The organism is Actinacidiphila yanglinensis, from assembly GCF_900107965.1.
GTDB classification, from domain to species: Bacteria; Actinomycetota; Actinomycetes; order Streptomycetales; family Streptomycetaceae; genus Actinacidiphila; species Actinacidiphila yanglinensis.
The window spans coordinates 199,538-223,496 of the sequence record NZ_FNVU01000005.1 but is presented as its reverse complement, the minus strand read 5'-3'; the positions used below and the strand labels follow the sequence as shown (position 1 = coordinate 223,496).

20 protein-coding genes are annotated in these 23,959 nt (G+C 69.8%); 10 read left to right on the top strand and 10 right to left on the bottom strand.

All coding sequences use genetic code 11. The features are described from left to right. Nucleotides 1-31 precede the first annotated feature (31 nt). Nucleotides 32-1,477, bottom strand: a complete 1,446-nt coding sequence (locus C4U44_RS13590) for a CCA tRNA nucleotidyltransferase (RefSeq protein WP_235032055.1) — start codon at nt 1,475-1,477, stop codon at nt 32-34. A gap of 203 nt (nt 1,478-1,680) precedes the next feature. On the opposite strand from C4U44_RS13590, the gene C4U44_RS13585 reads away from it, so the two are divergent. The 7 genes from C4U44_RS13585 to trxA all read left to right on the top strand — a co-directional run bounded on the left by C4U44_RS13585 (nt 1,681) and on the right by trxA (nt 11,790). Beyond that, nucleotides 1,681-4,026, top strand: a complete 2,346-nt coding sequence (locus C4U44_RS13585) for a DUF6049 family protein (protein ID WP_322973611.1) — start codon at nt 1,681-1,683, stop codon at nt 4,024-4,026. Between the two features lie 26 nt (nt 4,027-4,052). Next, nucleotides 4,053-6,560, top strand: coding sequence for a murein biosynthesis integral membrane protein MurJ (gene murJ / locus C4U44_RS13580; RefSeq protein ID WP_103886017.1), 2,508 nt, complete (start codon nt 4,053-4,055; stop codon nt 6,558-6,560). A gap of 406 nt (nt 6,561-6,966) precedes the next feature. Next, entirely contained in the window at nt 6,967-8,616 is a 1,650-nt protein-coding gene (locus C4U44_RS13575) for a protein kinase family protein (protein ID WP_407642836.1), read from the top strand. Nucleotides 8,617-8,658: 42 nt separating this feature from the next. Next, nucleotides 8,659-9,378: an RNA polymerase sigma factor SigM gene (sigM, locus tag C4U44_RS13570; RefSeq protein WP_103886015.1), complete on the top strand. Its 720-nt coding sequence runs from the start codon at nt 8,659-8,661 to the stop codon at nt 9,376-9,378. After that, nucleotides 9,375-10,316, top strand: coding sequence for an anti-sigma factor family protein (locus tag C4U44_RS13565; protein ID WP_103886014.1), 942 nt, complete (start codon nt 9,375-9,377; stop codon nt 10,314-10,316). Before sigM ends, C4U44_RS13565 begins: the two co-directional genes overlap by 4 nt. Before the next feature lie 123 nt (nt 10,317-10,439). After that, a complete protein-coding gene (gene trxB, locus C4U44_RS13560; RefSeq protein ID WP_103886013.1) occupies nt 10,440-11,390 on the top strand; it encodes a thioredoxin-disulfide reductase in 951 nt (316 codons plus the stop codon). A gap of 52 nt (nt 11,391-11,442) precedes the next feature. Further along, nucleotides 11,443-11,790 carry a thioredoxin gene (trxA, locus tag C4U44_RS13555; protein WP_235032054.1) on the top strand — a complete coding sequence of 116 codons (348 nt, stop codon included), beginning with the start codon at nt 11,443-11,445 and terminating at the stop codon, nt 11,788-11,790. 150 nt (nt 11,791-11,940) lie between these two features. Here trxA and C4U44_RS13550 read toward each other — a convergent pair whose 3' ends face one another. From C4U44_RS13550 to rpmH, 9 genes are all read right to left on the bottom strand, one after another. Beyond that, nucleotides 11,941-12,558 (bottom strand): GNAT family N-acetyltransferase, encoded by a 618-nt coding sequence (locus tag C4U44_RS13550; RefSeq protein ID WP_103886012.1) that lies wholly within the window; start codon nt 12,556-12,558, stop codon nt 11,941-11,943. A gap of 78 nt (nt 12,559-12,636) precedes the next feature. After that, on the bottom strand, nt 12,637-13,749 hold the full coding sequence (locus C4U44_RS13545) for a ParB/RepB/Spo0J family partition protein (RefSeq protein WP_103886011.1): 1,113 nt from the start codon (nt 13,747-13,749) through the stop codon (nt 12,637-12,639). Then, nucleotides 13,746-14,867, bottom strand: a complete 1,122-nt coding sequence (locus C4U44_RS13540; RefSeq protein WP_103886010.1) for a ParA family protein — start codon at nt 14,865-14,867, stop codon at nt 13,746-13,748. Before C4U44_RS13540 ends, C4U44_RS13545 begins: the two co-directional genes overlap by 4 nt. A gap of 276 nt (nt 14,868-15,143) precedes the next feature. Beyond that, on the bottom strand, nt 15,144-15,884 hold the full coding sequence (gene rsmG, locus C4U44_RS13535) for a 16S rRNA (guanine(527)-N(7))-methyltransferase RsmG (RefSeq protein WP_103886009.1): 741 nt from the start codon (nt 15,882-15,884) through the stop codon (nt 15,144-15,146). 157 nt (nt 15,885-16,041) lie between these two features. Continuing rightward, entirely contained in the window at nt 16,042-16,560 is a 519-nt protein-coding gene (locus C4U44_RS13530) for a Jag family protein (RefSeq protein WP_103886008.1), read from the bottom strand. A 15-nt stretch (nt 16,561-16,575) separates the two neighbouring features. Then, nucleotides 16,576-17,799, bottom strand: coding sequence for a membrane protein insertase YidC (gene yidC / locus C4U44_RS13525; RefSeq protein ID WP_235032053.1), 1,224 nt, complete (start codon nt 17,797-17,799; stop codon nt 16,576-16,578). 2 nt (nt 17,800-17,801) lie between these two features. Beyond that, nucleotides 17,802-18,119 (bottom strand): membrane protein insertion efficiency factor YidD, encoded by a 318-nt coding sequence (yidD, locus tag C4U44_RS13520; protein ID WP_103886007.1) that lies wholly within the window; start codon nt 18,117-18,119, stop codon nt 17,802-17,804. Further along, nucleotides 18,116-18,514 (bottom strand): ribonuclease P protein component, encoded by a 399-nt coding sequence (rnpA, locus tag C4U44_RS13515; RefSeq protein WP_103886006.1) that lies wholly within the window; start codon nt 18,512-18,514, stop codon nt 18,116-18,118. The genes yidD and rnpA overlap by 4 nt, the downstream gene beginning before the upstream one ends. A 17-nt stretch (nt 18,515-18,531) precedes the next feature. Next, nucleotides 18,532-18,669 carry a 50S ribosomal protein L34 gene (gene rpmH / locus C4U44_RS13510; RefSeq protein ID WP_103886005.1) on the bottom strand — a complete coding sequence of 46 codons (138 nt, stop codon included), beginning with the start codon at nt 18,667-18,669 and terminating at the stop codon, nt 18,532-18,534. A 402-nt stretch (nt 18,670-19,071) separates the two neighbouring features. Between rpmH and dnaA the strand changes: the two genes are divergently transcribed. The 3 genes from dnaA to gnd all read left to right on the top strand — a co-directional run bounded on the left by dnaA (nt 19,072) and on the right by gnd (nt 23,902). Then, a complete protein-coding gene (gene dnaA / locus C4U44_RS13505; protein WP_103886004.1) occupies nt 19,072-20,979 on the top strand; it encodes a chromosomal replication initiator protein DnaA in 1,908 nt (635 codons plus the stop codon). Nucleotides 20,980-21,771: 792 nt separating this feature from the next. Next, nucleotides 21,772-22,902, top strand: a complete 1,131-nt coding sequence (dnaN, locus tag C4U44_RS13500) for a DNA polymerase III subunit beta (RefSeq protein ID WP_103886003.1) — start codon at nt 21,772-21,774, stop codon at nt 22,900-22,902. A gap of 82 nt (nt 22,903-22,984) precedes the next feature. Beyond that, on the top strand, nt 22,985-23,902 hold the full coding sequence (gnd, locus tag C4U44_RS13495) for a phosphogluconate dehydrogenase (NAD(+)-dependent, decarboxylating) (protein WP_107503986.1): 918 nt from the start codon (nt 22,985-22,987) through the stop codon (nt 23,900-23,902). Nucleotides 23,903-23,959 lie beyond the last annotated feature (57 nt).

The following is a 23,959-nucleotide window of genomic DNA, read 5'->3' as shown; positions in this document are numbered from 1 at the left end:
GATGTTCCACGTGGAACATCGACCGCCCGGGTCAGTTCTGCGCCGCCCACCACTCCTTGAGCGCGGCGACGGCCGCGTCCTCGCCGAGCGGGCCGTGCTCCAACCGCAGCTCCAGCAGGTGCTGGTAAGCCTTCCCGACCACCGGCCCCGGCGGGACTCCCAGGATCGTCATGATCTGGTTGCCGTCCAGATCCGGGCGGATCGCGTCCAGCTCCTCCTGCTCCTGGAGCTCGGCGATCCGTGTCTCGAGGTTGTCGTAGGTGCGGGACAGCGCTGCCGCCTTGCGCTTGTTGCGGGTCGTGCAGTCGGAACGGGTCAGCTTGTGCAGCTGCTCCAGCAACGGACCGGCGTCGCGTACATAGCGGCGGACCGCCGAGTCGGTCCACTCCCCACTGCCGTAGCCGTGAAAGCGCAGATGCAGCTCGACCAGCCGGGAGACGTCCTTCACCAGGTCGTTGGAGTACTTGAGCTTCGCCATCCGGCTCTTGGTCATCTTCGCGCCCACCACTTCGTGATGGTGGAAGGAGACCCGGCCGTCCGGCTCGAACCGGCGGGTGCGCGGCTTGCCGATGTCGTGCAGCAGCGCGGCCAGCCGCAGTACGAGGTCGGGCCCGTCCGTCTCCAGGTCGATCGCCTGCTCCAGCACGGTCAGGGTGTGCTCGTACACGTCCTTGTGCCGGAAGTGCTCATCCCGCTCCAGGCGCAGCGCCGACAGCTCCGGCAGCACCTGGTCCGCGAGCCCGGTCTCCACCAGCAGGCGCAGGCCCTTGCGGGGATGGTCGGACAGCAGCAGCTTGTTCACCTCGTCCCGGACCCGCTCGGCGGACACGATCGTGATCCGGTCGGCCATCGCCGTCATCGCGGCGACCACTTCGGGCGCCACCTCGAATTCGAGCTGCGCGGCGAACCGGGCCGCCCGCATCATCCGCAGCGGGTCGTCGGAGAACGACGACTCGGGGGTGCCGGGAGTGCGCAGCACCCGGGCGGCCAGGTCGTCCAGGCCGCCGTAGGGGTCCACGAACTCCGACTCGGGCAGGGCCACGGCCATCGCGTTCACCGTGAAGTCCCGGCGGACCAGGTCCTCCTCGATGGTGTCGCCGTAGGACACCTCCGGCTTGCGCGAGGTCCTGTCGTAGACCTCGGACCGGTAAGTGGTCACCTCGACCTGGAAGCTCCTGGCCCCCTCCTCGCCGGTGCCGGGCACGTCCTTGCGGGCGCCGACCGTACCGAAGGCGATGCCGACCTCCCATACCGCGTCCGCCCACGGCCGCAGGATCTTCAGGACCTGCTCGGGCCGGGCGTCGGTGGTGAAGTCCAGGTCGTGCCCGAGCCTGCCGAGCAGGGTGTCCCGGACCGAGCCGCCGACCAGGGCAAGCTTGAATCCGGCGGCACTGAACAGCCGACCGAGGTCTTCGGCCACCGGCTCGATCCGGTGGTGGGCCTGCGGGGTCTGGGCGGCATTGCTGGCGTTCGGCACAACGTCAAAGGGTACGGGGCGCGGGCGGGGCTTGGCGCACAGGTTTCGCGGCAGCTGTGGCGTACCTGTGGCGGACGCGCAGCACTTCACTACAGCGACGATCGTTAACATGCCAGCACGCACTTCCGCAGGACGCACAAGGCAACGGACGACCGACCGGTGGCGCACCACCGGCAGACGACGAACGAGGGACGGGCGAGCGCGTGGGCGAGGCGGCACAGGCAGCCGGTAGGGCTCCGACGGCACCGCGCCGACGGCTGCTGCGGGGCACAGCACTCCTTGCCGGGGCTGCGCTCCTCACGGGCCTGCTACAGGCCACGGGAGCCACCAGCTCGCAGGCGGCCCCCGGACTCGCCGCAACGGCCGCCACCGGGTCGCACACGGCCGCGGTGACCCTCAACGACCTCTCACCCCGCATCCCGACCGCCGGCGGCACGATCACGGTGACCGGCAGCGTGGTGAACAACGGCAAGTCGAAGATCACCCACGCACGGATCGCCGTCCACGTGCCGCCCAGCGGAGCGGTGCGCACCCGCAGCGCGATGGAGAGCGAGGCCACGCGCACCGACTTCGACCCCGCCCTCGACGGCAGCGACCTCAACGGCGGCCAACCGGTCGACATCCCGACGCTCGCCCCCGGCAGCAGCGCGCCGTTCAGCATAAAGATCCCGGTGAGCGCCCTCTACCTGGGCGCCCCGGGTGTGTACGTGCTCGGCATCGCCCTGGACGGCGAGAACGCGCAGGAGACGGCCGACCACGTCCTCGGCATCAAGCGGACCTTCCTGCCGTGGTACGGCGACGGCCAGTCCGCGAAGGCGACCCGGATCAGCAACCTCTGGCCGATCACCGACCGCCCGCACATCGACCCGCGGGGCGACACCACCTCCCAGCAGAGCCCGATCTTCACCGACGACGATCTGGTCAAGGAGCTCAAGCCCGGCGGCCGGCTCTCCCAGATGGTCGAGCTCGGCCGCAACCTCCCGATCACGTGGGTCATCGACCCCGACCTGCTGGCCACCGTCGAGGCGATGACGAAGCCCTACCGGGTGGCCGGACCCGGCGGTGACGTCGACCACCCCAAGCAGGGCACCGGATCGGCGGTCGCCGAGCAGTGGCTGAACTCGCTCAAGTCCGCGGTCAGCGGGAACCAGGTGGTGGCGCTGCCGTTCGGTGACCCGGACATCGCCTCGATCGCCCACAACGCCAAGGGACTGTCCAGCGACGTCAGCCTGGTGAAGACCGGCGCCGCGCTCGGCAAGACCACGGTCGACCTCATTCTCGGCGTCCAGTCCACCACCGGAGTCGCCTGGCCGGCGGACGGCGCCGTCGACTCGTCCGTGGTGTCGGTGGCCCGGGCCTCCGGCGCGAACCAGATCATCACCCGCAACGACTCCCTCAAGGAGCACGCGGCGCTCGACTACACCCCGACCTCGGCCCGCCCGATCGGCGACGGCACCACCGCCGTGAACACCGACGCCACGCTGTCCACGGCCTTCGACGGCGACATGAGCAAGCCGCAGGGCGCCAACCTCGCCGTCCAGAGCTATCTCGCGCAGACCCTGTTGATCACCCTTCAGGCGCCCGACACGCAACGCACCATCGTGGTGGCGCCCCAGCGGACCCCGACCGTCTCGCAGGCGAAGGCGATGGCCCGCGCGATCAGCGCGGCGGACGCGAGCCAGTGGGTGGAGCCGGTCGACTACGGCACGGCGGCGAAGGCGAAGGCCGACCCGCTGGCCAACCGCAAGGTCCCGTCGTCGAGCTCCTACCCGAAGTCGCTGCGCAAGCAGGAGCTGCCCGCCGACGCCCTCCAGCAGCTGCACCAGGTGCAGCTGAGCCTCAACGACTTTGTGGTGATCCTCACCATCAAGGACCGGGTGACGGTGCCGTTCCGCAACGCGATGCTGCGGGCGACGTCCACCGGGTGGCGCGGCGACGACAGCGGGGAGAAGGCGTACCGCAATTCCATCGGCACCTACCTCACCGACCTGATCGAAGCGGTCCACATCCTGCCCAAGTCCGATCTGACGCTCTCCGGCCGCAGCGGCACCATCCCGGTCACCGTGAAGAACGAGCTCGGCCAGCCCATCACCGGCCTGATGCTGCGGCTCAGCTCCAACTCCAACATCCGGCTCAAGATCAAGAACCCCGAGCAGCAGATCGCGATCGACGGCGGCCATACCCGTACCCTGAAGTTCCAGACCACGGCGGCCGCCAACGGTCCGGCGCAGATCTCCGCGCAGCTCTACACCCAGAGCGGGGCGGTGTACGGCAGCACCGTGGCCTTCAAGGTCCAGCTCACCAACGTCACCGACCTGGTGATGCTGATCATCGCGGCCGGACTGCTGCTTCTGGTGCTCGCCGGGGTACGCATCTACCGACAGCGAAAGCGCCATGCCGCCTCGGAGGGCGGCAGCAACGGCGGAGCGGACGGCGAGAGCAGCGGAGACGACGACGGCGACGGCCCCGAGCACCCGGGTGACCCTGCCGCTCGCACCGGCCAGGACAGCACAGAGCCGTCCCCGGCAGGTGAGAAAGTGGACGGATAGCCAGCGGACAATAAGGTGGGGCACTGATGAACGCGCCGTACGACGGTGATCGCGACGCTGCGGGCCAGATGCCTCCCTCGCCCGAGCAGCACAACGCGCCACCCAACCCCTATCCGCAGGACGGCTACGCCTACCCGCAGCCGTACCCGCAGCAGTACCCCCAGCCGGGCCCGGAAGGGCCCGGCTCGTCCGGCGGCCAGTTCTACGACCAGTCGGCGCACCCCCAGGCGCCGTACCCGCCTCAGGCGCAGCAGTACGGCGGCGGGCAGCAATGGCAGCAGCAGCAGCCCCCCGCGAGCTACCAGCAGATGACGTACGGCGACAACCCCGCCTCGCTCTACGTGGACGACCTCGGCCAGACCGGCGCCCTGCCGGTCTTCGATTCGTACGAGCACCTCTTCCGCGACCAGCAGCAACAACAGCAACAGCAGGGCGGCTACCCCGCGCCCCAGCAGGATCCGCAGCAGCAGGCCTACGGCTACCCGCAGCAGTACCAGCAGCCGTACCAGCAGCCCCAGGACCCACAGCAGGGCTACTACCAGCCTCAGCCGGGCTACCAGCAGCCCTACGGCTATCCGCAGGGCCCCGAAGGCACCGGCTACGCGGATCCGTCGTACGGGGAGACGCCCTACGGGCAGCCGACGACGTACCAGGGCGACCACCAGTACATGGAGCAGGGCTACGCGGACCCGCAGCAGGCGGACCCCCAGCAGTACGGCCAAGGCGCCGTGGCGGGCGCCGGCTACGTGGACCCGCGGTACGCCGACCCGCGCTACGCGCCGGCCTACCCGCAGCCCGGGCAACAGGGCCCGGGCGCCGGACCGGCGACCGGCACCGGCCTGCCGCCGCGTGACGCCACCGGGCAGATCCCGGTCGTCGCGCCGCCGGCCGCCGGCGGCAAGGCCGGCAACATCCTCAAGTCCAGCGCGCTCATGGCCGCGGGCACCCTGGTCTCCCGGGTGACCGGCTTCGTGCGCACCCTGGTCATCGCCGCCGCGATCGGTGTGGCCACGCTCGGCGACTCCTACGCCGTCGCCAACGTGCTGCCCACGATGATCTACATCCTCACCATCGGCGGCGGCCTGAACTCCGTCTTCGTCCCGCAGCTCGCCCGCGCCATGAAGAACGACGAGGACGGCGGCTCGGCGTACGCCAACCGGCTGCTGACCGTCGTCATGGTGGTGCTGGGCGGCATCGTGGCGATCACCGTGGCCGGAGCGCCGCTGCTGGTCAAGCTGATGTCCCCGAAGATCGCGCAGAACCCGGACTCGTACGACGTGGCGATCTCCTTCGCCCGCTACTGCCTGCCGACGATCTTCTTCATGGGCGTGCACGTCGTGATGGGCCAGGTGCTCAACGCCCGCGGCAGGTTCGGCGCCATGATGTGGACGCCGGTGCTGAACAACATCGTGGTGATCTTCACCTTCCTGATGTTCATCTGGGTCTACGGCCCCTTCAGCAGCACGCGGATGGACGCCAGCACGATCACCCCGGAGGGCACCAGGCTGCTGGGCATCGGCACCCTGCTCGGCCTGGTGGTGCAGTCGCTGTCGATGCTGCCGTACCTACGGGACGCGGGATTCAAGTTCCGGCCGCGCTTCGACTGGCGCGGCCACGGACTGGGCCACACCGCCAAGCTGGCGAAGTGGACGTTCTTCTTCGTGCTGGCCAACCAGGCCGGCCTGATCGTCGTCACGCAGCTCGCCACCTGGGCGGGCGCCGACGCCGACAAGGCGGGCTACCAGGGCACGGGCATCACGGCGTACAACAACGCCCTGCTGATCTGGCAGATGCCGCAGGCCATCATCACCGTCTCGGTGATGGCGGCGGTGCTGCCACGGATCTCCAGGGCGGCCGCCGACGGCGACATCACCTCGGTCCGCGACGACATCTCCTACGGCCTGCGCACCTCGGCGGTGGCGATCGTGCCGGCCGGGTTCGCGTTCCTGGCCCTGGGCGTGCCCATGTGCGGCCTGCTGTACGCCAGCACCGGCGCGGAGTCCGCCCGCAACATCGGCTTCATCGTGATGGCCTTCGGGGTCGGGCTGATCCCGTTCTCCGCCCAGTACGTGATCCTGCGCGGCTTCTACGCCTTCGAGGACACCCGCACCCCCTTCTACAACACGGTGGTGGTGGCCGCGGTGAACGGGATCGCCTCCGTCGTCTCCTTCCTCATCCTGCCGTCGCGCTGGGCCGTGGTCGGCATGGCCTTCTCCTACGGCCTGGCCTACGCGGTCGGCGTCGGGGTGGCCGCCAAGCGGCTGCGCGGGCGGCTGCAGGGCGACCTGGACGGCAAGCGGGTGATGCGCACGTACGCCCGGCTGACGGGGGCCTGCGTGCCCGCTGCCGGCATCGCCGGGATCGCCGTGGTCGTCATCCTCAAGGAACTGGGCAGCGGGGCGGTCGGCTCGCTGGCCGCCTTGGTGGTCGGGGGCGGACTGCTGCTGGGGATCTTCGTGGTCGCGGCCAAGCGGATGAGAATCGAGGAGATGACCGCGATGATCGGTATGGTCCGGGGTCGGCTCGGTCGCTGATCGTCAAAACTCCGGTTTTCGCGCCCCCTGTCGCACAACCATCATGGTCTGATGTGTGTCGTGCATAGAGCCGGAGTGCGGGCACAATTGTCATCGGCGTGACGTGAAGTGTGCAACGGATGGGGAGGCAGGGACGACGGTGGCGGATCGGAGCACGGCCGCCGTCGGAGTGGCCAACGAGGGCGGCGAGGGCACGCCCTCCGCCCGGCAGGGCGGCGACACTCCCGACGGCACCACGACGGACGAGCAGACCAGCGGCACCGCCGAGGACACCACAGCTCAGGAGCAGCCCGACACCGATCCGGCCGTCGAACCGACCGCCGAACCGAGCGAGGACCCGGCTCAGGACACCGTGCAGACCACCGGGCCCGACGACGACCGTGACACCAGCGAGGCGACCGAGCCCCTGGACGCCGTCCCCTCCACCGAATCGACCGAACCTCTCGAACCCGTCGCCCCCGCGCGGTCCGCCGCAACCGGCAAGACCGCCACGAAGACGGCCGCCGCTCCTCCGGCTCCCGCCCCCGCACCGGCGAGGCCCCGGATCACCGCTCCCGACCTGCACAGCGGCCACAAGCTCGCGCGGCGCTACCAGCTCGCCGAGTGTGTGACCCGCGTCGACGGCTTCAGCAGCTGGCGCGCGGTCGACGAGAAGCTGCGCCGCGCGGTCGGTGTCCACGTGCTGCCGGCCGACCACCCGCAGGCCCGCCCGGTGATGGCCGCCGCCCGCTCTGCCGCGCTGCTCGGCGACCCCCGCTTCGTCCAGGTCCTTGATGCCGTCGAGGACAACGACCTCGTCTACGTGATCCATGAGTGGCTGCCCGACGCCACCTCGCTCGCCGACCTCCTCAGGAACGGTCCCCTGGAGCCCCACGAGGCCTACCAGATGGTCAGCCAGGTCGCCCAGGGCATGGCCGCTGCGCACCGTGAGGGCCTTTCGCACCTGCGCCTCGATCCCGGCGCCGTGCTGCGCACCGTCTCCGGCCAGTACCGCATCCGCGGACTCGCGGTCGCCGCGGCGCTGCGCGGCCTGAAGTCGGACCGGCCGCGCCGGCAGGACACCGAGGCGATCGGCGCCCTGCTGTACGCGTCCCTGACCCAGCGCTGGCCGTACGAGGACGACGCCCACGGCCTGACCGGCCTGCCCAAGGGCGTCGGGCTGATCGCCCCCGACCAGGTACGGGCGGGCATCCACCGTGGGCTCTCCGAGGTCGCGATGCGCGCCCTGGCGAACGACGGCGCGACCGCTTCCCGCGAGGAGCCGCCCTGCACCACGCCGGAGGAGCTGGCCAAGACCGTCGCGGCCATCCCGCGGATCCGTCCGCCGGAGCAGCCGCAGCCGGCCTACCGGCCGCCCTTCTTCCAGCAGCCGCCGGCGCCGCCGGGCAGCGCGGGTGCCCCCCGGCAGACGGCCGCGATTCCCGGGCCGCCGCCGGCGCTCCCGGGGCGCACCGGCCAGGTGCTCAAGTGGGCCGTGGCGGCCCTGGTGATCGTCGCGATCGGCTTGGGGAGCTGGCAGCTCGCGGACACCCTCCAGTCCCGCGGCGGCCACACCGCCACCCCGACACCCACGGGACAGAAGGGCGGCCAGGAGCCCACGCACGCGGCAAGCGGGCCGATCTCCATCGTCACCGCCAAGGACTTCGACCCGTTCGGTGAGGACGGCGAGAACCCCACCAAGGTGAAGCTGGCGTACGACGGGGACGCGTCCACGTACTGGGAGACCAGCTGGTACAACGACGCCCACTTCGGCAACCTCAAGCCGGGCGTCGGGCTGATCCTGGACCTGGGCAGCGCCAAGCACATCAGCAGCGTCAAGGTCGACTTCCTCGGCCAGACGTCGGTGAACCTGCTGGCGGCGCCCGCGTCGGCCGCCACGATGCCGACCTCGTTCGACGACTTCACCAAGGTCGCCAGCGGCCAGGGCACCGAGGTACCACTCACCCCGAGCGCGAAGGTGACCTCCCGCTACCTGCTGGTCTGGCTCACCACGCTGCCACCTACCTCTGACGGCCACTTCCGTGGCAAGGTGTCCGAGATCCACGTCACGGGCTGAGCACGCGGCGGACATCCAGGAGAGCGGTCGAGGGGGCCTGCTGTGGAGGGAAGCGCGCTCGGCGACACCGAGCTTCTCGCCCGTCATGTCGCCGGCGACCCCGACGCCTTCGCCGAAATCGTGCGGCGCCACCGGGACCGGCTCTGGGCAGTCGCCCTCCGGACGCTGGGGGACCGCGAGGAAGCCGCTGACGCCGTCCAGGACGCCCTCGTGTCCGCCTTCCGCTCCGCCCATACCTTCCGCGGCCAGTCGGCCGTCACCACGTGGCTCCACCGCATCACGGTGAACGCCTGCCTCGACCGGGTACGCCGGGCCTCCATCCGTCGCACCTCGCCGGTCACCGACGAGCAGAACCTCGACTCACTCATGGAGCCGCACGAGTCCGCCGAGGCACCCGCCGAGCGCGGCGAACTGCACCGCGAACTGCTGGCGGCGCTCGCCACGCTCCCGGTCGAACAGCGGGCGGCGCTGGTGCTGGTCGACATGCAGGGCTACCCGGTCGCCGAGGCCGCCAGCGTTCTCGATGTGCCGGTCGGCACCGTGAAGAGCCGCTGCGCCCGGGGCCGGGCCAGGCTGCTGCCGCTGCTCCGCCACCTCCGGACCGGCGCGAGCGATGCTCCACCCGCTGCGGCCGCTCCACCGGCGCCGGTCACCGACCGGCCACCAGCGCAGCGCTCTGCCGCCGAGAGCGGAAGGAACCGGACGGAGGGGACACCCGTCCCACCGACAGGATCGACGCAGGACGGAGGTGGACACCGATGACGTCGACACGGGGCGGCGACCCGCATCCCGAGATCACCGAGATCTCCGACCTGACCGAGGATCTGCTCACCTCGGAGCGGGCCGCGGAAGTCCGCCTGCACCTGGCGGAGTGCCCGCTCTGCACCGACGTGCTGGCCTCGCTCAGCGAGATCAGCGGACTGCTCGGCGAGCTGGCCGCACCTGAGCCGATGCCTGCCGACGTGGCCGACCGGATCGACGCCGCACTCGCCGTCGAGAACACCTCCAGGGGAAACAGCCCGCTCGACGTTCCACGGGGGGATGTTCCACGTGAAACATCGCCGAGTGCCGGGGGCAGTGTTCCACGTGAAACATCGTCGGCCCCCGCTCACCGCACCGACCCGAGTACGCGGCCGAGCCAGGCGTCTTCGGCCGATCGACGCCGGCGCCGACGCCGGGTCGCCGTCCTTACGGGGTGCTGGGTCGCGGGCGCTCTGGCACTCGGTGGCGCGCTCTACGGGTTGGCGTCGGTCGTGGGCGGCAGCTCGACGGGCGGCGATGCCAGCTCCGCCGCCAAGCAAGCGGACTCCGCGCGGGTGACGGGTTCGGTCGCGGACGACGTACGGCAACTGCTCGATGAGTCGTACTCCCCGGCCCAGCCCGGCGGCGATGCGACCGAGGCTCCCAATCACAGCAACACACCGATGCTGCACGGCGACGGCACGAGCTCCACCCCCGTGCCCGGCCAGGGCCAAGGGCACGGTGTCGCCGGCACCCCCACGTGTGTACTCCAGGCCACGCACCGGACGCAGGCGCCGCTCGCGGTGGGGCGGGACCCGTATCAGGGCACTGACGCGTACCTCGTGGTCCTGCCGCACCCGGGGGACAGCAGCCTGGTCGACGCGTTCGTCGTCGACGCCTCATGCTCGGCCGGGACCCCGGGAACCGTGCTCTTCCAGAGCATCTATCCCCGTCGCTGACCCGCTCCGGACGAGCACACGGGCGGCGTACCGACAAGGGAATGCCGGGCCCGTAGTATCCGTTAGGCAGGACGTGAGTCCAGCCAGGGCCCGCAGCAGTTCGCAGAGACGAGGAAAACATCCGTGACCGACGTCCGTAACGTGATCATCATCGGCTCAGGGCCTGCGGGCTACACCGCAGCGCTCTACACGGCGCGTGCCTCGCTCAACCCGCTGGTCTTCGAAGGCTCCGTGACCGCGGGTGGCGCGCTGATGAACACCACCGAGGTAGAGAACTTCCCCGGGTTCCGGGACGGCATCCTGGGCCCGGATCTGATGGACAACATGCGGGCCCAGGCCGAGCGGTTCGGTGCCGAGCTGGTGCCGGACGACGTGACCGCGGTCGACTTCAGCGGTGACATCAAGACCGTCACCGACTCGTCGGGAACCGTGCACCAGGCCCGGGCGATCATCGTCACCACCGGATCCCAGCACCGGAAGCTCAACCTGCCCAACGAGGATCAGCTCTCCGGCCGCGGTGTCTCCTGGTGTGCCACCTGTGACGGCTTCTTCTTCCGCGAGCACGACATCGCCGTGATCGGTGGTGGCGACACCGCGATGGAAGAGGCGACCTTCCTGTCCCGGTTCGCCAAGTCGGTGAAGATCGTGCACCGCCGGGACAGCCTGCGGGCGTCCAAGGCGATGCAGGAGCGCGCGTTCGCCGATCCGAAGATCTCCTTCGTCTGGGACAGCGAGGTGGCCGAGGTCAAGGGCGACGGCAAGCTCGCCGGCCTGACGCTGCGGAACACCAAGACAGGTGAGACCTCGGAGCTGCCCGTCACCGGGCTGTTCATCGCGATCGGCCATGACCCGCGGACCGAACTGTTCAAGGGCGTGCTCGACCTGGACGCCGAGGGCTACCTCACTGTGCAGGCGCCGAGCACCCGCACCAACGTCCCCGGGGTGTTCGCCGCCGGAGACGTGGTGGACCACACCTACCGGCAGGCGATCACGGCAGCCGGCACCGGTTGCTCGGCCGCGCTGGACGCCGAGCGCTACCTCGCGGCGCTCACCGACGCCGAGAAGACCGCCTGACCTCGCGTCAGTACTCCCCTCCCACACGCACCGAAACCTGAGGAGGCCCGCCGTGGCCGAGAACACCACGGGCGACACCAAGCCCAAGCACGTGACGGACGCAACCTTCGCCGACGAAGTCCTTGCCAGCGACAAGCCTGTCCTGGTCGACTTCTGGGCCGAGTGGTGCGGCCCGTGCCGCATGATCGCCCCGTCTCTTGAGGCGATCGCCGCGGAGCACCCGGACGAGATCACCATCGTCAAGCTCAACATCGACGAGAACCCGGTGACGGCCGCGAAGTACGGCGTCATGTCGATCCCGACGCTGAACGTCTACAAGGGCGGCGAGGTCGTGAAGACCATCGTCGGCGCGAAGCCCAAGGGGGCCCTCGTGAAGGACCTCGCGGACTTCATCGGCTGACCCTGCCCTGGGCGAGGCGCACAGAGTAAAACGGCGAGGGTCGTGTTCCACGTGGAACACGACCCTCGCCGTTTGCGTCGCGGGATACCGCCCGCAGGGCGATGACCGGAGGGACGGAGGCAATGGCGACCGACTGGTGCGGCCGACCCGCTAGAGGGGCCGCAGGGCGGGCTCCTTCTGGACCGCGCCCAGCAGCCGGTCGATCGCCATCTCGACGTCCTCCCGCCAGGAGATCGCGCTGCGAAGCTCGAGTCGCAGCCGCGGGAACCGTGGATGCTGTCGCACCGTCTTGAAGCCCACCGCCGTCAGGTGATCGGCGGGCAGGACGCAGTCGGGCCCTTCCCACTTGGCGTCACCGAATGCCTCGATCGCACGGAAGCCTCTGCGCACCAGATCCTTGGCAACCGTCTGTACGAGTACCCTGCCGAGCCCCTGTCCCTGATATCCGGGGAGCACCCGGGCGGTCATCAACTGGACCGCATCGGACGACACCGGGCTGGTGGGGAAGGCCGTGGACCGGGGCACGTAGGCGGCCGGGGCGTAGAGCACGAAACCGGCCGGGATCTCGTCGACGTAGACCAGGCGGCCGCAGGAACCCCACTCCAGCAGGACTGCGGAGATCCAGGATTCCTTCTCCAGCTCAGGGCGTCCTGCCTGGACGGCCGCATCGCCGCTCACCGGGTCGAGTTCCCAGAAGACGCAGCGCCGGCAGGGTTTGGGAAGGTCGGTGAGATTGTCGAGGGTGAGCGGTGCGAGCCGACGTCCCATCTGGCGAAGACCCCGTTTCTGTCAGCCAACCAACCATCCTGTCGGCACCCCGGCTCATCCGGCCGGGGTGCCGACAGGTCACTCGGCGCTGTCCTCGGCGTCGTCGCCGTCTTCGGAGTCGGTCTCCAACCGCTTCTCCAGGACCTTGCCCTCGCCGGGAGCCATGGCTCCCAGGATGCGCTCCAGATCCTCTATCGACGCGAACTCCACGACGATCTTTCCGCGCTTTTGACCCAGGTCGACCTTCACCCGGGTGTCGAAGCGGTCGGAGAGCCGGGTAGCCAGATGGGTCAGGGCCGGTGACACGCGACGGCCGGCCCGCGGTGCGGCTGCCTTCCGGTTCGTCGTGGGCTCGCTGTTCATCAGCGTCACGATCTCCTCGACCGCGCGCACCGACAGCCCTTCAGCGACGATCCGGAGCGCCAGTCGGTCCTGCTCCTCGGCATCGTCCAGCGAGAGCAGCGCCCGGGCGTGGCCGAACGAGATCACTCCGGCGGCGACCCGGCGCTGTACCGGCGCCGGCAGTTTCAGCAACCGCAGCGTGTTGGAGACCTGGGAGCGGGAGCGCCCGATCCGGTCGGCCAGCTGCTCATGGGTGCAGGCGAAGTCCCGCAGCAACTGGTCGTAGGCAGCGGCCTCTTCCAGCGGGTTGAGCTGAGCCCGGTGCAGGTTCTCCAGCAGGGCGTCCAGCAACAGCTTCTCGTCGTCGGTGGCACGGACGATCGCCGGGATGCGCTCGAGCCCGGCTTCCCGGCACGCGCGCCACCGGCGCTCGCCCATGATCAGTTCGTAGCGATCGGTGTCGATCTGCCGGACCACCACCGGCTGGAGCAGGCCCACCTCCTTGATGGAGGTGATGAGTTCGCTCAGGGCATCCTCGTCGAAGACCTCACGCGGCTGGCGCGGGTTCGGGGTGATGACGTCCAGCGCGAGTTCCGCGAAGTAAGCACCGGCAACCGGCGCCTCCGCTCCGGACAGGTCCGGCTCGGTTCCACGTGAAACAGGGATGTCCACCATTGCCGGGCCGGACTCCGTTGCCCGGCGGTCCGTCAGACCGGCCACCTTCGCCGCGGCGACACCGCGCTCCGGCACCAGGGCGGGCTGGTTGGCCACTGCGGTGCCGGCCGGCTGCGGCGCCGCCGGGATCAGCGCGCCCAGACCACGGCCGAGCCCTCTGCGTCGATCACTCACTGATTCCCCTCCGACATGCTGTGCGGGTTGTGCTCTTGGTGCTGTTCGGCGAACTCCGGGTCGTACTCGACCGCGACTTCGGCGGGCAGGCCGCGCAGGGCCATCTCCCGGGCCGCCTCCAGGTAGGAGAGCGCACCGCTGGAGCCCGGGTCGTAGGTGAGTACGGTCTGGCCGTAGCTGGGTGCCTCCGAGATACGAACCGACCGGGGGATGCTGGTGCGCAGCACCTCCTTGCCGAAGTGGGTGCGCACCTCCTCCGCGACCTGGGCGGCCAGCCGGGTGCGGCCGTCGTACATCGTCAGCAGGATCGTGGAGACGTGCAGCCTCGGGTTGAGGTGAGCCCTCACCAGGTCGACGTTCTTGAGGAGTTGCCCCAACCCCTCCAGCGCGTAGTACTCGCACTGGATCGGGATGACCACCTCGGCGCCGGCCACCAGGGCGTTGACCGTGAGCAGGCCGAGCGAGGGCGGGCAGTCGATCAGCACGTAGTCCAGCGGCTGTTCATAGCCCTCGATCGCCCGCTGCAGCCGGCTCTCCCGGGCGACCAGGGAGACGAGCTCGATCTCGGCGCCCGCCAGGTCGATGGTGGCGGGGGCACAGAAGAGCCCTTCGACATCCGGGACCGGAAGCACGACATCGGAGAGTGGCTTGCTCTCCACCAAGACGTCGTAGATCGAGGGGACTTCGGCGTGGTGGTCGATACCCAACGCGGTGGAGGCGTTGCCCTGCGGATCGAGGTCGATCACCAGGACCCGGCTTCCGTGCAGGGCCAGAGACGCCGCCAGATTGACGGTGGTGGTGGTCTTCCCCACGCCGCCCTTCTGGTTGGCGACCACCATGACCCGGGTCTGGGCAGGTCTGGGCAGCCCCTCACCGGCACGACCCAGTGCCTCGACGGCCAACTGGGCGGCGCGGCCAATAGGGGTGTCATCCATGGGAGGCAATGTTTCACGTGAAACATCGCTCCCGTACCCCGGGGGCCCGGACAGGGGTCCTCCGGCGGTTTCAGCTGAGCGGGGACCGGGGACCGGATCGGCCATCGGTCCCGCGATGTTGGCGTCGGACCGCAAGGACTCACTCTCCTCGACTTCAGGCTCGCTATGAGAAGAGCCTGCCATGCCTGAGGGGTGCTGAACCAGCGAGCCCCGGCTGCCTGTGGATAAATCCCGAGAACTATCCACAGGCGACGTCATCTTGGCGGGTTTGGCGGCACGCGCTTCGGCCGCGGCACGGCCACGGTTGAGAACTCCGGGGAGCAGTGAGCGACGTTTCACGTGGAACACGATGCACAGCGGCGCGTCGCTATCTCCGTAGACACTCCGAATTGTGGCGTTTCGGCCGGTTGTATGGCGTAGAACGCCGGCCTCGCTGGAGGCGGCTCCTGGCAGGCAGCCTCAGCGTCGACGCCGCCCGGCACCGCCCTTGCGCGCGGCACGGTGGGCACGGGCCGCCTTGGCCCGCCTGGTGGCCGCACGCACGCCGCCGGGGCTCTCGCCGACCTGGACACGGACCACCGTGGAGAGCGGGTCGACGATGCCCTCACCGACGTGGACCACCGTGGCGCCCACCGCGCCGAGCCGGCCGAGTGCGGCGCGAGCCGTCTTCAGCTCCTCCTCGGCGGTGTCGCCCTTGAGCACGGCCATCTCGCCGTGCGGACGCAGCAGGGGCAGGCCCCAGCCCGCGAGCCGCTCCAGCGGTGCGACGGCGCGCGCGGTCACCACGTCGACCGGCGCCAGCAGGCCGACCATCTCCTCGGCCCGGCCGCGCACGACCGTGACGTTCGCCAGGCCGAGCAGCTTGACCACTTCCTCGAGGAAGGTGGTCCGGCGCAGCAGCGGCTCCAGCAGGGTGATCTTCAGGTCCGGCCGGACCAGGGCCAGGGGAATCCCGGGCAGCCCGGCGCCCGAGCCGACATCGCAGACCGAGACGTCCTGGTCGATCACCTCGGAGAGCACGGCGCAGTTCAGCAGGTGCCGCTCCCACAGCCGGGGCACTTCCCGTGGGCCGATCAGCCCACGCTGGACCCCCACGTCGGCGAGCAGCCCGGCATAGCGCAGTGCGTCGGCGAACCTGTCGCCGAAGACCGTTCTGGCCTGCTCGGGCGGCGCGGGAAGCTCCGCTGCTGCCTCGGTCACGGGGGCGGTCCTTTCCTCGGACGTCCGCGCCTCGGTTTGCCCACGGCGCTGGGAAAGTCAGACGTACACCATCAGGGTTACAAGGTTCGGCCCCGTCTGCGAACAGACGGGGCCGACGGAACAGTAATGCGCGGGCGCGAGCGGGTCGGTCGCGGCACTACGCCGGCAGGACGACCACCCTGCGCTGCGGCTCCTCGCCCTCGGACTCGCTGCGCAGACCGGCCGCGGCGACCGCGTCGTGCACGACCTTGCGCTCGAAGGGCGTCATCGGGTCCAGCTTCACCGGCTCGCCGGTCTGCTTGACCTCCGCCGCCGCGCTCGCACCGAGCTTCGCCAGCTCGGCGCGCTTCTGGGCGCGGAAACCGGCGATGTCGAGCATCAGCCGGCTGCGCTCGCCGGTCTCCCGGTGCACCGCGAGGCGGGTCAGCTCCTGAAGCGCCTCCAGGACCTCACCGTCCCGCCCGACCAGCTTGGTCAGGTCGCGGCTGCCGCCGTCGCCGATGATCGACACCGACGCCCGCTCGCCCTCGACGTCCATGTCGATGTCGCCGTCGAGGTCGGCGATGTCGAGCAGACCCTCGAGGTAGTCCGCAGCGATCTCGCCCTCCTGCTCCAGCCGGGTCAGGCCGGCGGGCGAGCCGCTGTCGGGGGCCGTGGTCGTGTTGACGTCGCTCACGCCTGGACTCTCCTCTTACTTCTTCTTCGACAGGTTGCCCGGCTTGGATTTGGAGCTGCCGGACTGCTTGCCCGAGGCACCGCCGCCCTGCTTGGAGCCGCCCGCGCGGGGAGCACCGGCCCTCGGCGCACCCTTCCCGCCGCCGGACGACTTCGAGGCGCCCGAACCGCCGGACGACTTCCCGGACGGAGTGGACCCGGAGGACTTGGCGCCGCCGCGGGACGGCTGCTGCCCGGAAGTGGACGACGGCTTCTCGTCGTCGACCTTCTGTCCGCCGGCGCCGCCGCCGGTATGCGTGCTGGTCGCGGTCCCACCGGAGGTGCGCTGGGACTTGCTCTGCCGCTTCGGCTGGGTGCGGTTGGCCCGCGCCTGCTCGACGGCTTCCTTGGCCTTGACCTCCTCCGGCGGCTCCACCAGCTTGCCCTTGGCCCGCAGCCGCTCCTGGCGCTGCTTGAAGGCGAGGCTGCCCGGGGTGGGGTTGCGCCGGATGACGACGAGCTGCTGGCACATGGTCCAGACGTTGGTGGTCAGCCAGTACAGCAGCACACCGACCGGGGCGATGATGCCGAAGCCCGCGAAGACCAGCGGGAACACGTACATCAGCATCTTCTGCTGCTGCATGAACGGCGTGTTCACCGACATGTCCACGTTCTTCGTCATCAGCTGGCGCTGCGTGTAGAACTGCGAGAACGACATCAACACGATCATGATGATCGTGACGGTGCGCACCTCGGCAACGCTGGTGTGCAGACGCGCCAGCGTGGCGGTGCTGTCCAGGAACTTCGCCGGCAGCGGGGCGCCGAAGATGTGCGCCTTGCTCGCGCTGTCCACGAGGTTGTGGTGGATCACGCCGACCTCGTTGCCCTTCGCCACGTTGCTCAGCACGTGGTAGAGGGCGAAGAAGAACGGCGACTGGACCAGAATCGGCAGGCACGAGGAGAGCGGGTTGGTACCCGTCTCCTTGTACAGCTTCATCATTTCCTCGGACTGCTTCTGCCGGTCGTTCTTGTAGCGCTCCTGGATCGCCTTCATCTTCGGCTGGAGCACCTGCATGTTCCGGGTGGACTTGATCTGCTTCACGAAGAGCGGGATCAAGGCCGTCCGGATCAGGACCACCAGGGAAACGATGGACAGACCCCACGCCCAACCGCTGTCCGGGTTGAAAACGAGGCCGTACAGCGAGTGGAACTGGACGATGATCCACGAGACGGCGTCATAGAGGGGGTTCAAGATCCCCACGGTCAGGCTCCTTGGGCGTGAGAGGGTCCGGTGGGCTCGGGCGTGACGGGCCCGTCGGAGCCGCCCCGCAGGTAGCGGCGCAGCAGTTCGTGCCATCGCGGCCGCTTACGCGGCGGGACATGGTCCACACCACCCGGCGACCATGGGTTGCATCGCAGGATGCGCCACACGGTCAGGGCGGTTCCCTTGATCGCACCGTGCCGGTCGATGGCCGTGTACCCGTAGTGCGAGCAGGAGGGGTAGTACCGGCAGACCGGCCCGAGCAGTGGACTGATCGTCCACTGATAGAGCTTGATCAGTGCCAGTAGCGGGTATTTCATCGAGCCACCCTCCCCTCGGCGTCGCCACGGGTGTCACGTCCCAGCAGCCTCTGGAGCGCGGTGTCCAGGTCGAGGGCCAGCTGTGCATGGTCCGCGCTGCCCGCTTCGGGTAGCGCGCGTACTACCACAAGGCTACCGGGGGGCAGCAGTGGCAGACGCTCCCGGACCAGATGACGCAGTCGACGCCGCACCAGGTTGCGCTGCACGGCATTGCCGACCGCCTTGCTCACGACGAAACCCGCACGCGCCGGGGGACTGCCTCCCCCTGGCGCATGCGGGTCCGTGGCGTCGCGGCGCAGATGGACGACCAGCAGCGGGCGACCCGCCCGGCGTCCACGGCGAACCGCTTCGCCGAAGTCCTGGCGCCGCCTCAGCCGATTCTCGGTGGGCAGCACGGCATGAGACCTGGCTATCAGGCGGACAGGCGGGCGCGACCCTTGCCACGGCGGGTCGAGAGGATGGCACGACCGGCGCGCGTGCGCATACGCAGACGGAAGCCGTGGGTCTTCGCGCGGCGACGGTTGTTCGGCTGGAAGGTGCGCTTGCTCACTCGGGGGCTCCAGGGGGATCGGAATGACAGCGGTGCGTCGTCTGGCTGTCACCGTGCGCCCACGAGGAACCTCGCGGACTGATCGGGTGTACCGCTTTGACGACCGCCCGGAGGCACCCGGAGGATCTTCGCCCATCGGTAGGCAGGCGGCAGCAGCCATCGACAACTCGACCTCGATACGGTACGTGCGGCTAGGCCATCCGGTCAAACCCGGCCGCGACACCCCGAGGTTTGTACACACCCTGTGGACAACGACTTGAAGCGCGCACACTGGCCTGACTACCGTGGCTGGACTCCGGGCGCATCGAGGTACCGAACTTCGTAGACTCCCCGCCTCTCCGGAGATTCACACTTTCGCGGGAGTTCTGTGCACCTGCCAGCGACCCGAGAGAGCGTGCAACTGTGGCCGACGTGACTGCCGATCTTGCCGCAGTGTGGCCACGGGTCCTGCAGAAGCTCCTGGTGGACAGCGAACTCAAGCCCAAGGACACCGAGTGGCTCCAGCGCACCCAGCCGCTGGCCCTGGTGGCCGGCACCGCGGTGCTCTCCGCGCCCAACGAGTTCGCCAAGAACGTGCTGGAGGGCCGTCTGCTGCCGCTGATCACCAAGGTGCTCAGCAGTGAGTTCGGTCACCAGGTCGGCATCGCGATCGCCGTCGCCTCGGGCGGCGACCAGGAACAGCCGCCCGCGCCGCCCGCGGACCCGTCCGACGACCGCGGTCAGCGGGACCTGCACGAGATCCGCGACACACGCGACGTCCGCGACTCCCACGATCTGCGGGATCTTCGGGACGGCCGCGACCAGCACGACGCCCGTGACGTGCGCGACACGCGTGACGTCCGCGACTCCCACGACCCCCGGATGCGCCCCGCCTACCCCGACGACCGCCAGGACTGGCAGCAGCCCAAGCTCGGCAGCTGGGGCGTGCCCGCCCCGGTCGACTTCCCGGAGCGTGAGCCGTACGAGGTGCGCCGCGACGCGTACGACGACCGGCGCGGCCCCCGGGACTCCTACGACGGCGGCAGGTCCGAGGCGTACGACAGCCGACCGGAGTCCTACGACGACCGGCGCTACCGGCCCGAGCCGCGCGACGCCTACCCGAACGTGCCGCACCAGGGCCACCCGCAGCAGCCGGGCCGCCCCGGGGGGCCGCACCAGAGCGGCCCGCCGTCGTACGGGCCGTCGCCGGCCGCCTACCAGCAGCCGGGCGGCGGGGTGCCGGCCGCGCGCGGTGAGCAGCCGGGCAGCGGGAACGGCAGTGGCGGCGGCGCGGTGGAGCCGACCGCGCGGCTGAACCCGAAGTACCTCTTCGACACCTTCGTCATCGGCGCGTCCAACCGCTTCGCGCACGCCGCCGCGGTGGCCGTCGCCGAGGCACCGGCCAAGGCGTACAACCCGCTCTTCATCTACGGCGAGTCCGGCCTGGGAAAGACTCACCTGCTGCACGCCATCGGCCACTACGCGCGCAGCCTCTACCCGGGCACCCGGGTGCGGTACGTGAGCTCGGAGGAGTTCACCAACGAGTTCATCAACTCCATCCGCGACGGCAAGGCGGACGCGTTCCGCAAGCGGTACCGGGACATGGACATCCTGCTCGTCGACGACATCCAGTTCCTGGCCCAGAAGGAGTCGACGCAGGAGGAGTTCTTCCACACCTTCAACACCCTGCACAACGCGAACAAGCAGATCGTGCTCTCCTCCGACCGGCCGCCCAAGCAGCTGGTCACCCTGGAGGACCGGCTGCGCAACCGCTTCGAGTGGGGGCTGATCACCGACGTCCAGCCGCCCGAGCTGGAGACGCGGATCGCGATCCTGCGGAAGAAGGCGGTGCAGGAGCAGCTCAACGCGCCGCCGGAGGTGCTGGAGTTCATCGCCTCCCGGATCTCCCGCAACATCCGCGAGCTGGAGGGCGCGCTGATCCGGGTCACCGCCTTCGCCAGTCTCAACCGGCAGCCGGTCGACCTCCAGCTCACCGAGGTCGTGCTGAAGGACCTGATCCCGGGCGGCGACGACTCGGTCCCGGAGATCAGCGGTACGGCGATCATGGCGGAGACGGCCGCGTACTTCGGGCTGGCCGTGGACGACCTGTCGGGCTCCTCCCGCAGCCGGGTGCTGGTCACCGCCCGGCAGATCGCCATGTACCTGTGCCGCGAGCTGACCGACCTGTCACTGCCGAAGATCGGTGCGCTCTTCGGTGGCCGCGACCACACGACGGTCATGCACGCCGACCGGAAGATCCGCTCGCTGATGGCCGAGCGGCGCTCCATCTACAACCAGGTGACGGAGCTGACGAACCGCATCAAGAGCTGACCGCGGCGGCCCACAGCCACCGCACGCGTGCCCCGGGAGCCCCGCTCCCGGGGCACGCGCCGTTTCCGGCTGTTCGATTACCCCCGGGGAAGATCCGTTTCTCCACAGAAGTGGCGCGGAAGCGCCGTCCACACCCTGGGGACACCGGAGTTGTCCAGAATCGTCTCCACAGGCCCGGTCCTCCGGGGGCTGTCCGTCCAGCTCAGCGCGGTGGGGAAATGTGGGTAACCCGCATCCACAGACTGTGGACGAACCAGGCAACCCGTAAGGCCGCACGAGGAGTTGTCCACCGCCCGCCCACAGGATGCCCTGGGTTGTGCACAGCTTCGGGCCGCTTCTCCACATCCCTGTCCACTGTTCGGCAACGAAACACGATGCGTCGCCCGAACGAGTGAAAGCCGTCACACCAAGGAGGTGGGTTGGGCTGGGGAGAACCTGGGTATTTCTGGGGACGGAGCTGGGGACAAGTGGCTGTGCCCTGTGCATCGGGTGTGCACAACTTTCCGCCGTCCACAGCAGGCCCCGGTTGTCCACCGGCGTCACCCACAGGCGCGGTGGATAAAAAACCGGGCCTGACCTGCGAGGGAACCGGTTATCCACGGTATCCACACCCCCTACTACTACGACTACACATAGATAGCTGGGAACTCGCTTCGAAGCGGGGGGTGTGCACAACTCGGCCCGGCACCGCTCTGCGGCTCGGGGCACGGCTTGACGCCAACCCGCACCTACTGTCAGTCCTGTGCGTCAGACTGGTCCCCGACAGCCAGCAACAAGCAGGAGGCGGTTCCGGTGAAGATCCGGGTGGAGCGCGACGTACTCGCCGAGGCAGTGGCTTGGGCAGCCCGCAGCCTCCCGGCCCGTCCCCCGGTGCCCGTGCTCGCCGGACTGCTGCTCAAGGCCGAGGAGGGCAAGCTCAGCCTCTCCGGCTTCGACTACGAGGTCTCGGCGCGGGTGTCGGTCGAGGCCGAGGTCGACGAGGAGGGCACGGTCCTGGTCTCGGGCCGGCTGCTCGCCGACATCTCCCGGGCGCTGCCGAACCGCCCGGTGGAGATTTCCACAGACGGTGTACGCGTGACCGTGGTCTGTGGAAGCTCCCGCTTCACCCTCCACACCCTCCCCGTCGAGGAGTACCCCGCGCTGCCCGCGATGCCCACCGCCTCGGGCACCGTCCCCGGTGAGGTCTTCGCCGCCGCCGCCGCGCAGGTCGCCATCGCCGCCGGGCGCGACGACACGCTCCCGGTGCTCACCGGCGTGCGGATCGAGATCGAGGGCGACACCGTCACGCTGGCCGCCACCGACCGGTACCGCTTCGCGGTCCGCGAGTTCCTGTGGAAGCCCGAGCAGGCCGACATCTCCGCGGTCGCGCTGGTGCCCGCCAAGACCCTCCAGGACACCGCCAAGGCGCTCACCAGTGGCGACACGGTCTCCATCGCGCTGGCCGGCGCGGGCGACGGCGAGGGCCTGATCGGGTTCGAGGGCGCGGGCCGCCGCACCACCACCCGCCTGCTCGAGGGCGACCTGCCCAAGTACCGCACGCTGTTCCCCACCGAGTTCGCGTCGGTCGCGGTGATCGAGACCGCGCCCCTGGTCGAGGCGGTCAAGCGCGTGGCCCTGGTGGCCGAGCGCAACACCCCGGTGCGGCTGAGCTTCGAGCAGGGCGTGCTCACCCTGGAGGCCGGCTCCAGCGACGACGCACAGGCTGTGGAAAGGGTCGACGCCAAGCTCGACGGCGATGACATCTCGATTGCCTTCAACCCGACGTTCCTGCTCGACGGCCTGAGCGCGATCGACTCGCCGGCCGCCCAGCTGTCCTTCACGACCTCCACCAAGCCGGCTCTGCTGAGCGGCCGGCCCGCCGTGGATGCCGAGGCCGACGAAGCGTACAAGTACCTGATCATGCCGGTCCGCCTGTCCGGCTGAAGGCGGCGGACCGGGCCGACGTAGGCTCGGGGTCGGATCAGGTCAGGTCTGGCAGTCCTGCCAGGTACCGCGGTCACGCGCCATGCGTTACGCGTCGAATGCTTCGAACGAAGGGTCAGTGATGGAGCTCGGTCTCATCGGTCTCGGCAAGATGGGCGGCAACATGCGCGAGCGCATCCGCCGCGCCGGCCACACCGTCATCGGGTACGACCGGAACCCGGATCTCGCCGATGTCCACACCCTCAAGGAGTTGGTGGACTCGCTCCCCGCGCCGCGCGTGGTGTGGGTGATGGTCCCGGCCGGCCCGGCCACCCAGTCCACCGTCGACGAGCTGGGCGAGCTGCTCTCCCCCGGTGACCTCGTGGTCGACGGCGGCAACTCCCGCTGGACCGACGACGAGAAGCACGCCGACGAGCTGGCCGCCAAGGGCATCGGCTTCGTCGACTGCGGCGTCTCCGGCGGTGTGTGGGGCCTCGCCAACGGCTACGCGCTGATGTACGGCGGCAAGGACGAGGACGTCGCCAAGGCGCAGCCGATCTTCGACGCCCTCAAGCCCGAGGGCGACTCGGGCGCGGTGCACGCCGGCAAGGTCGGCGCCGGCCACTTCGCCAAGATGGTCCACAACGGCATCGAGTACGCGATGATGCAGGCCTACGCCGAGGGCTGGGAGCTGCTGGAGGCGGTCGGCTCGGTCACCGACGTCCGCGAGGTCTTCCGCTCCTGGAAGTCCGGTACGGTCATCCGTTCCTGGCTGCTCGACCTGGCCGTGGACGCGCTCGACAAGAGCGAGCACCTGGAGAACCTCCGCGGTTACGCGGACGACTCGGGTGAGGGCCGCTGGACCGTGGAGGCCGCGATCGACAACGCGGTGCCGATGCCCGCGATCACCGCCTCCCTCTTCGCCCGCTTCTCGTCCCGCCAGGACGACTCGCCGCAGATGAAGATGATCGCCGCGCTCCGCAACGAGTTCGGCGGCCACGCGGTCACCGCGGCCGAGTAGGCCGGCAGGCGGTACCGCACCGCACGTCACAGCAGGGAGGTCGGCGCGCTCAGCGCC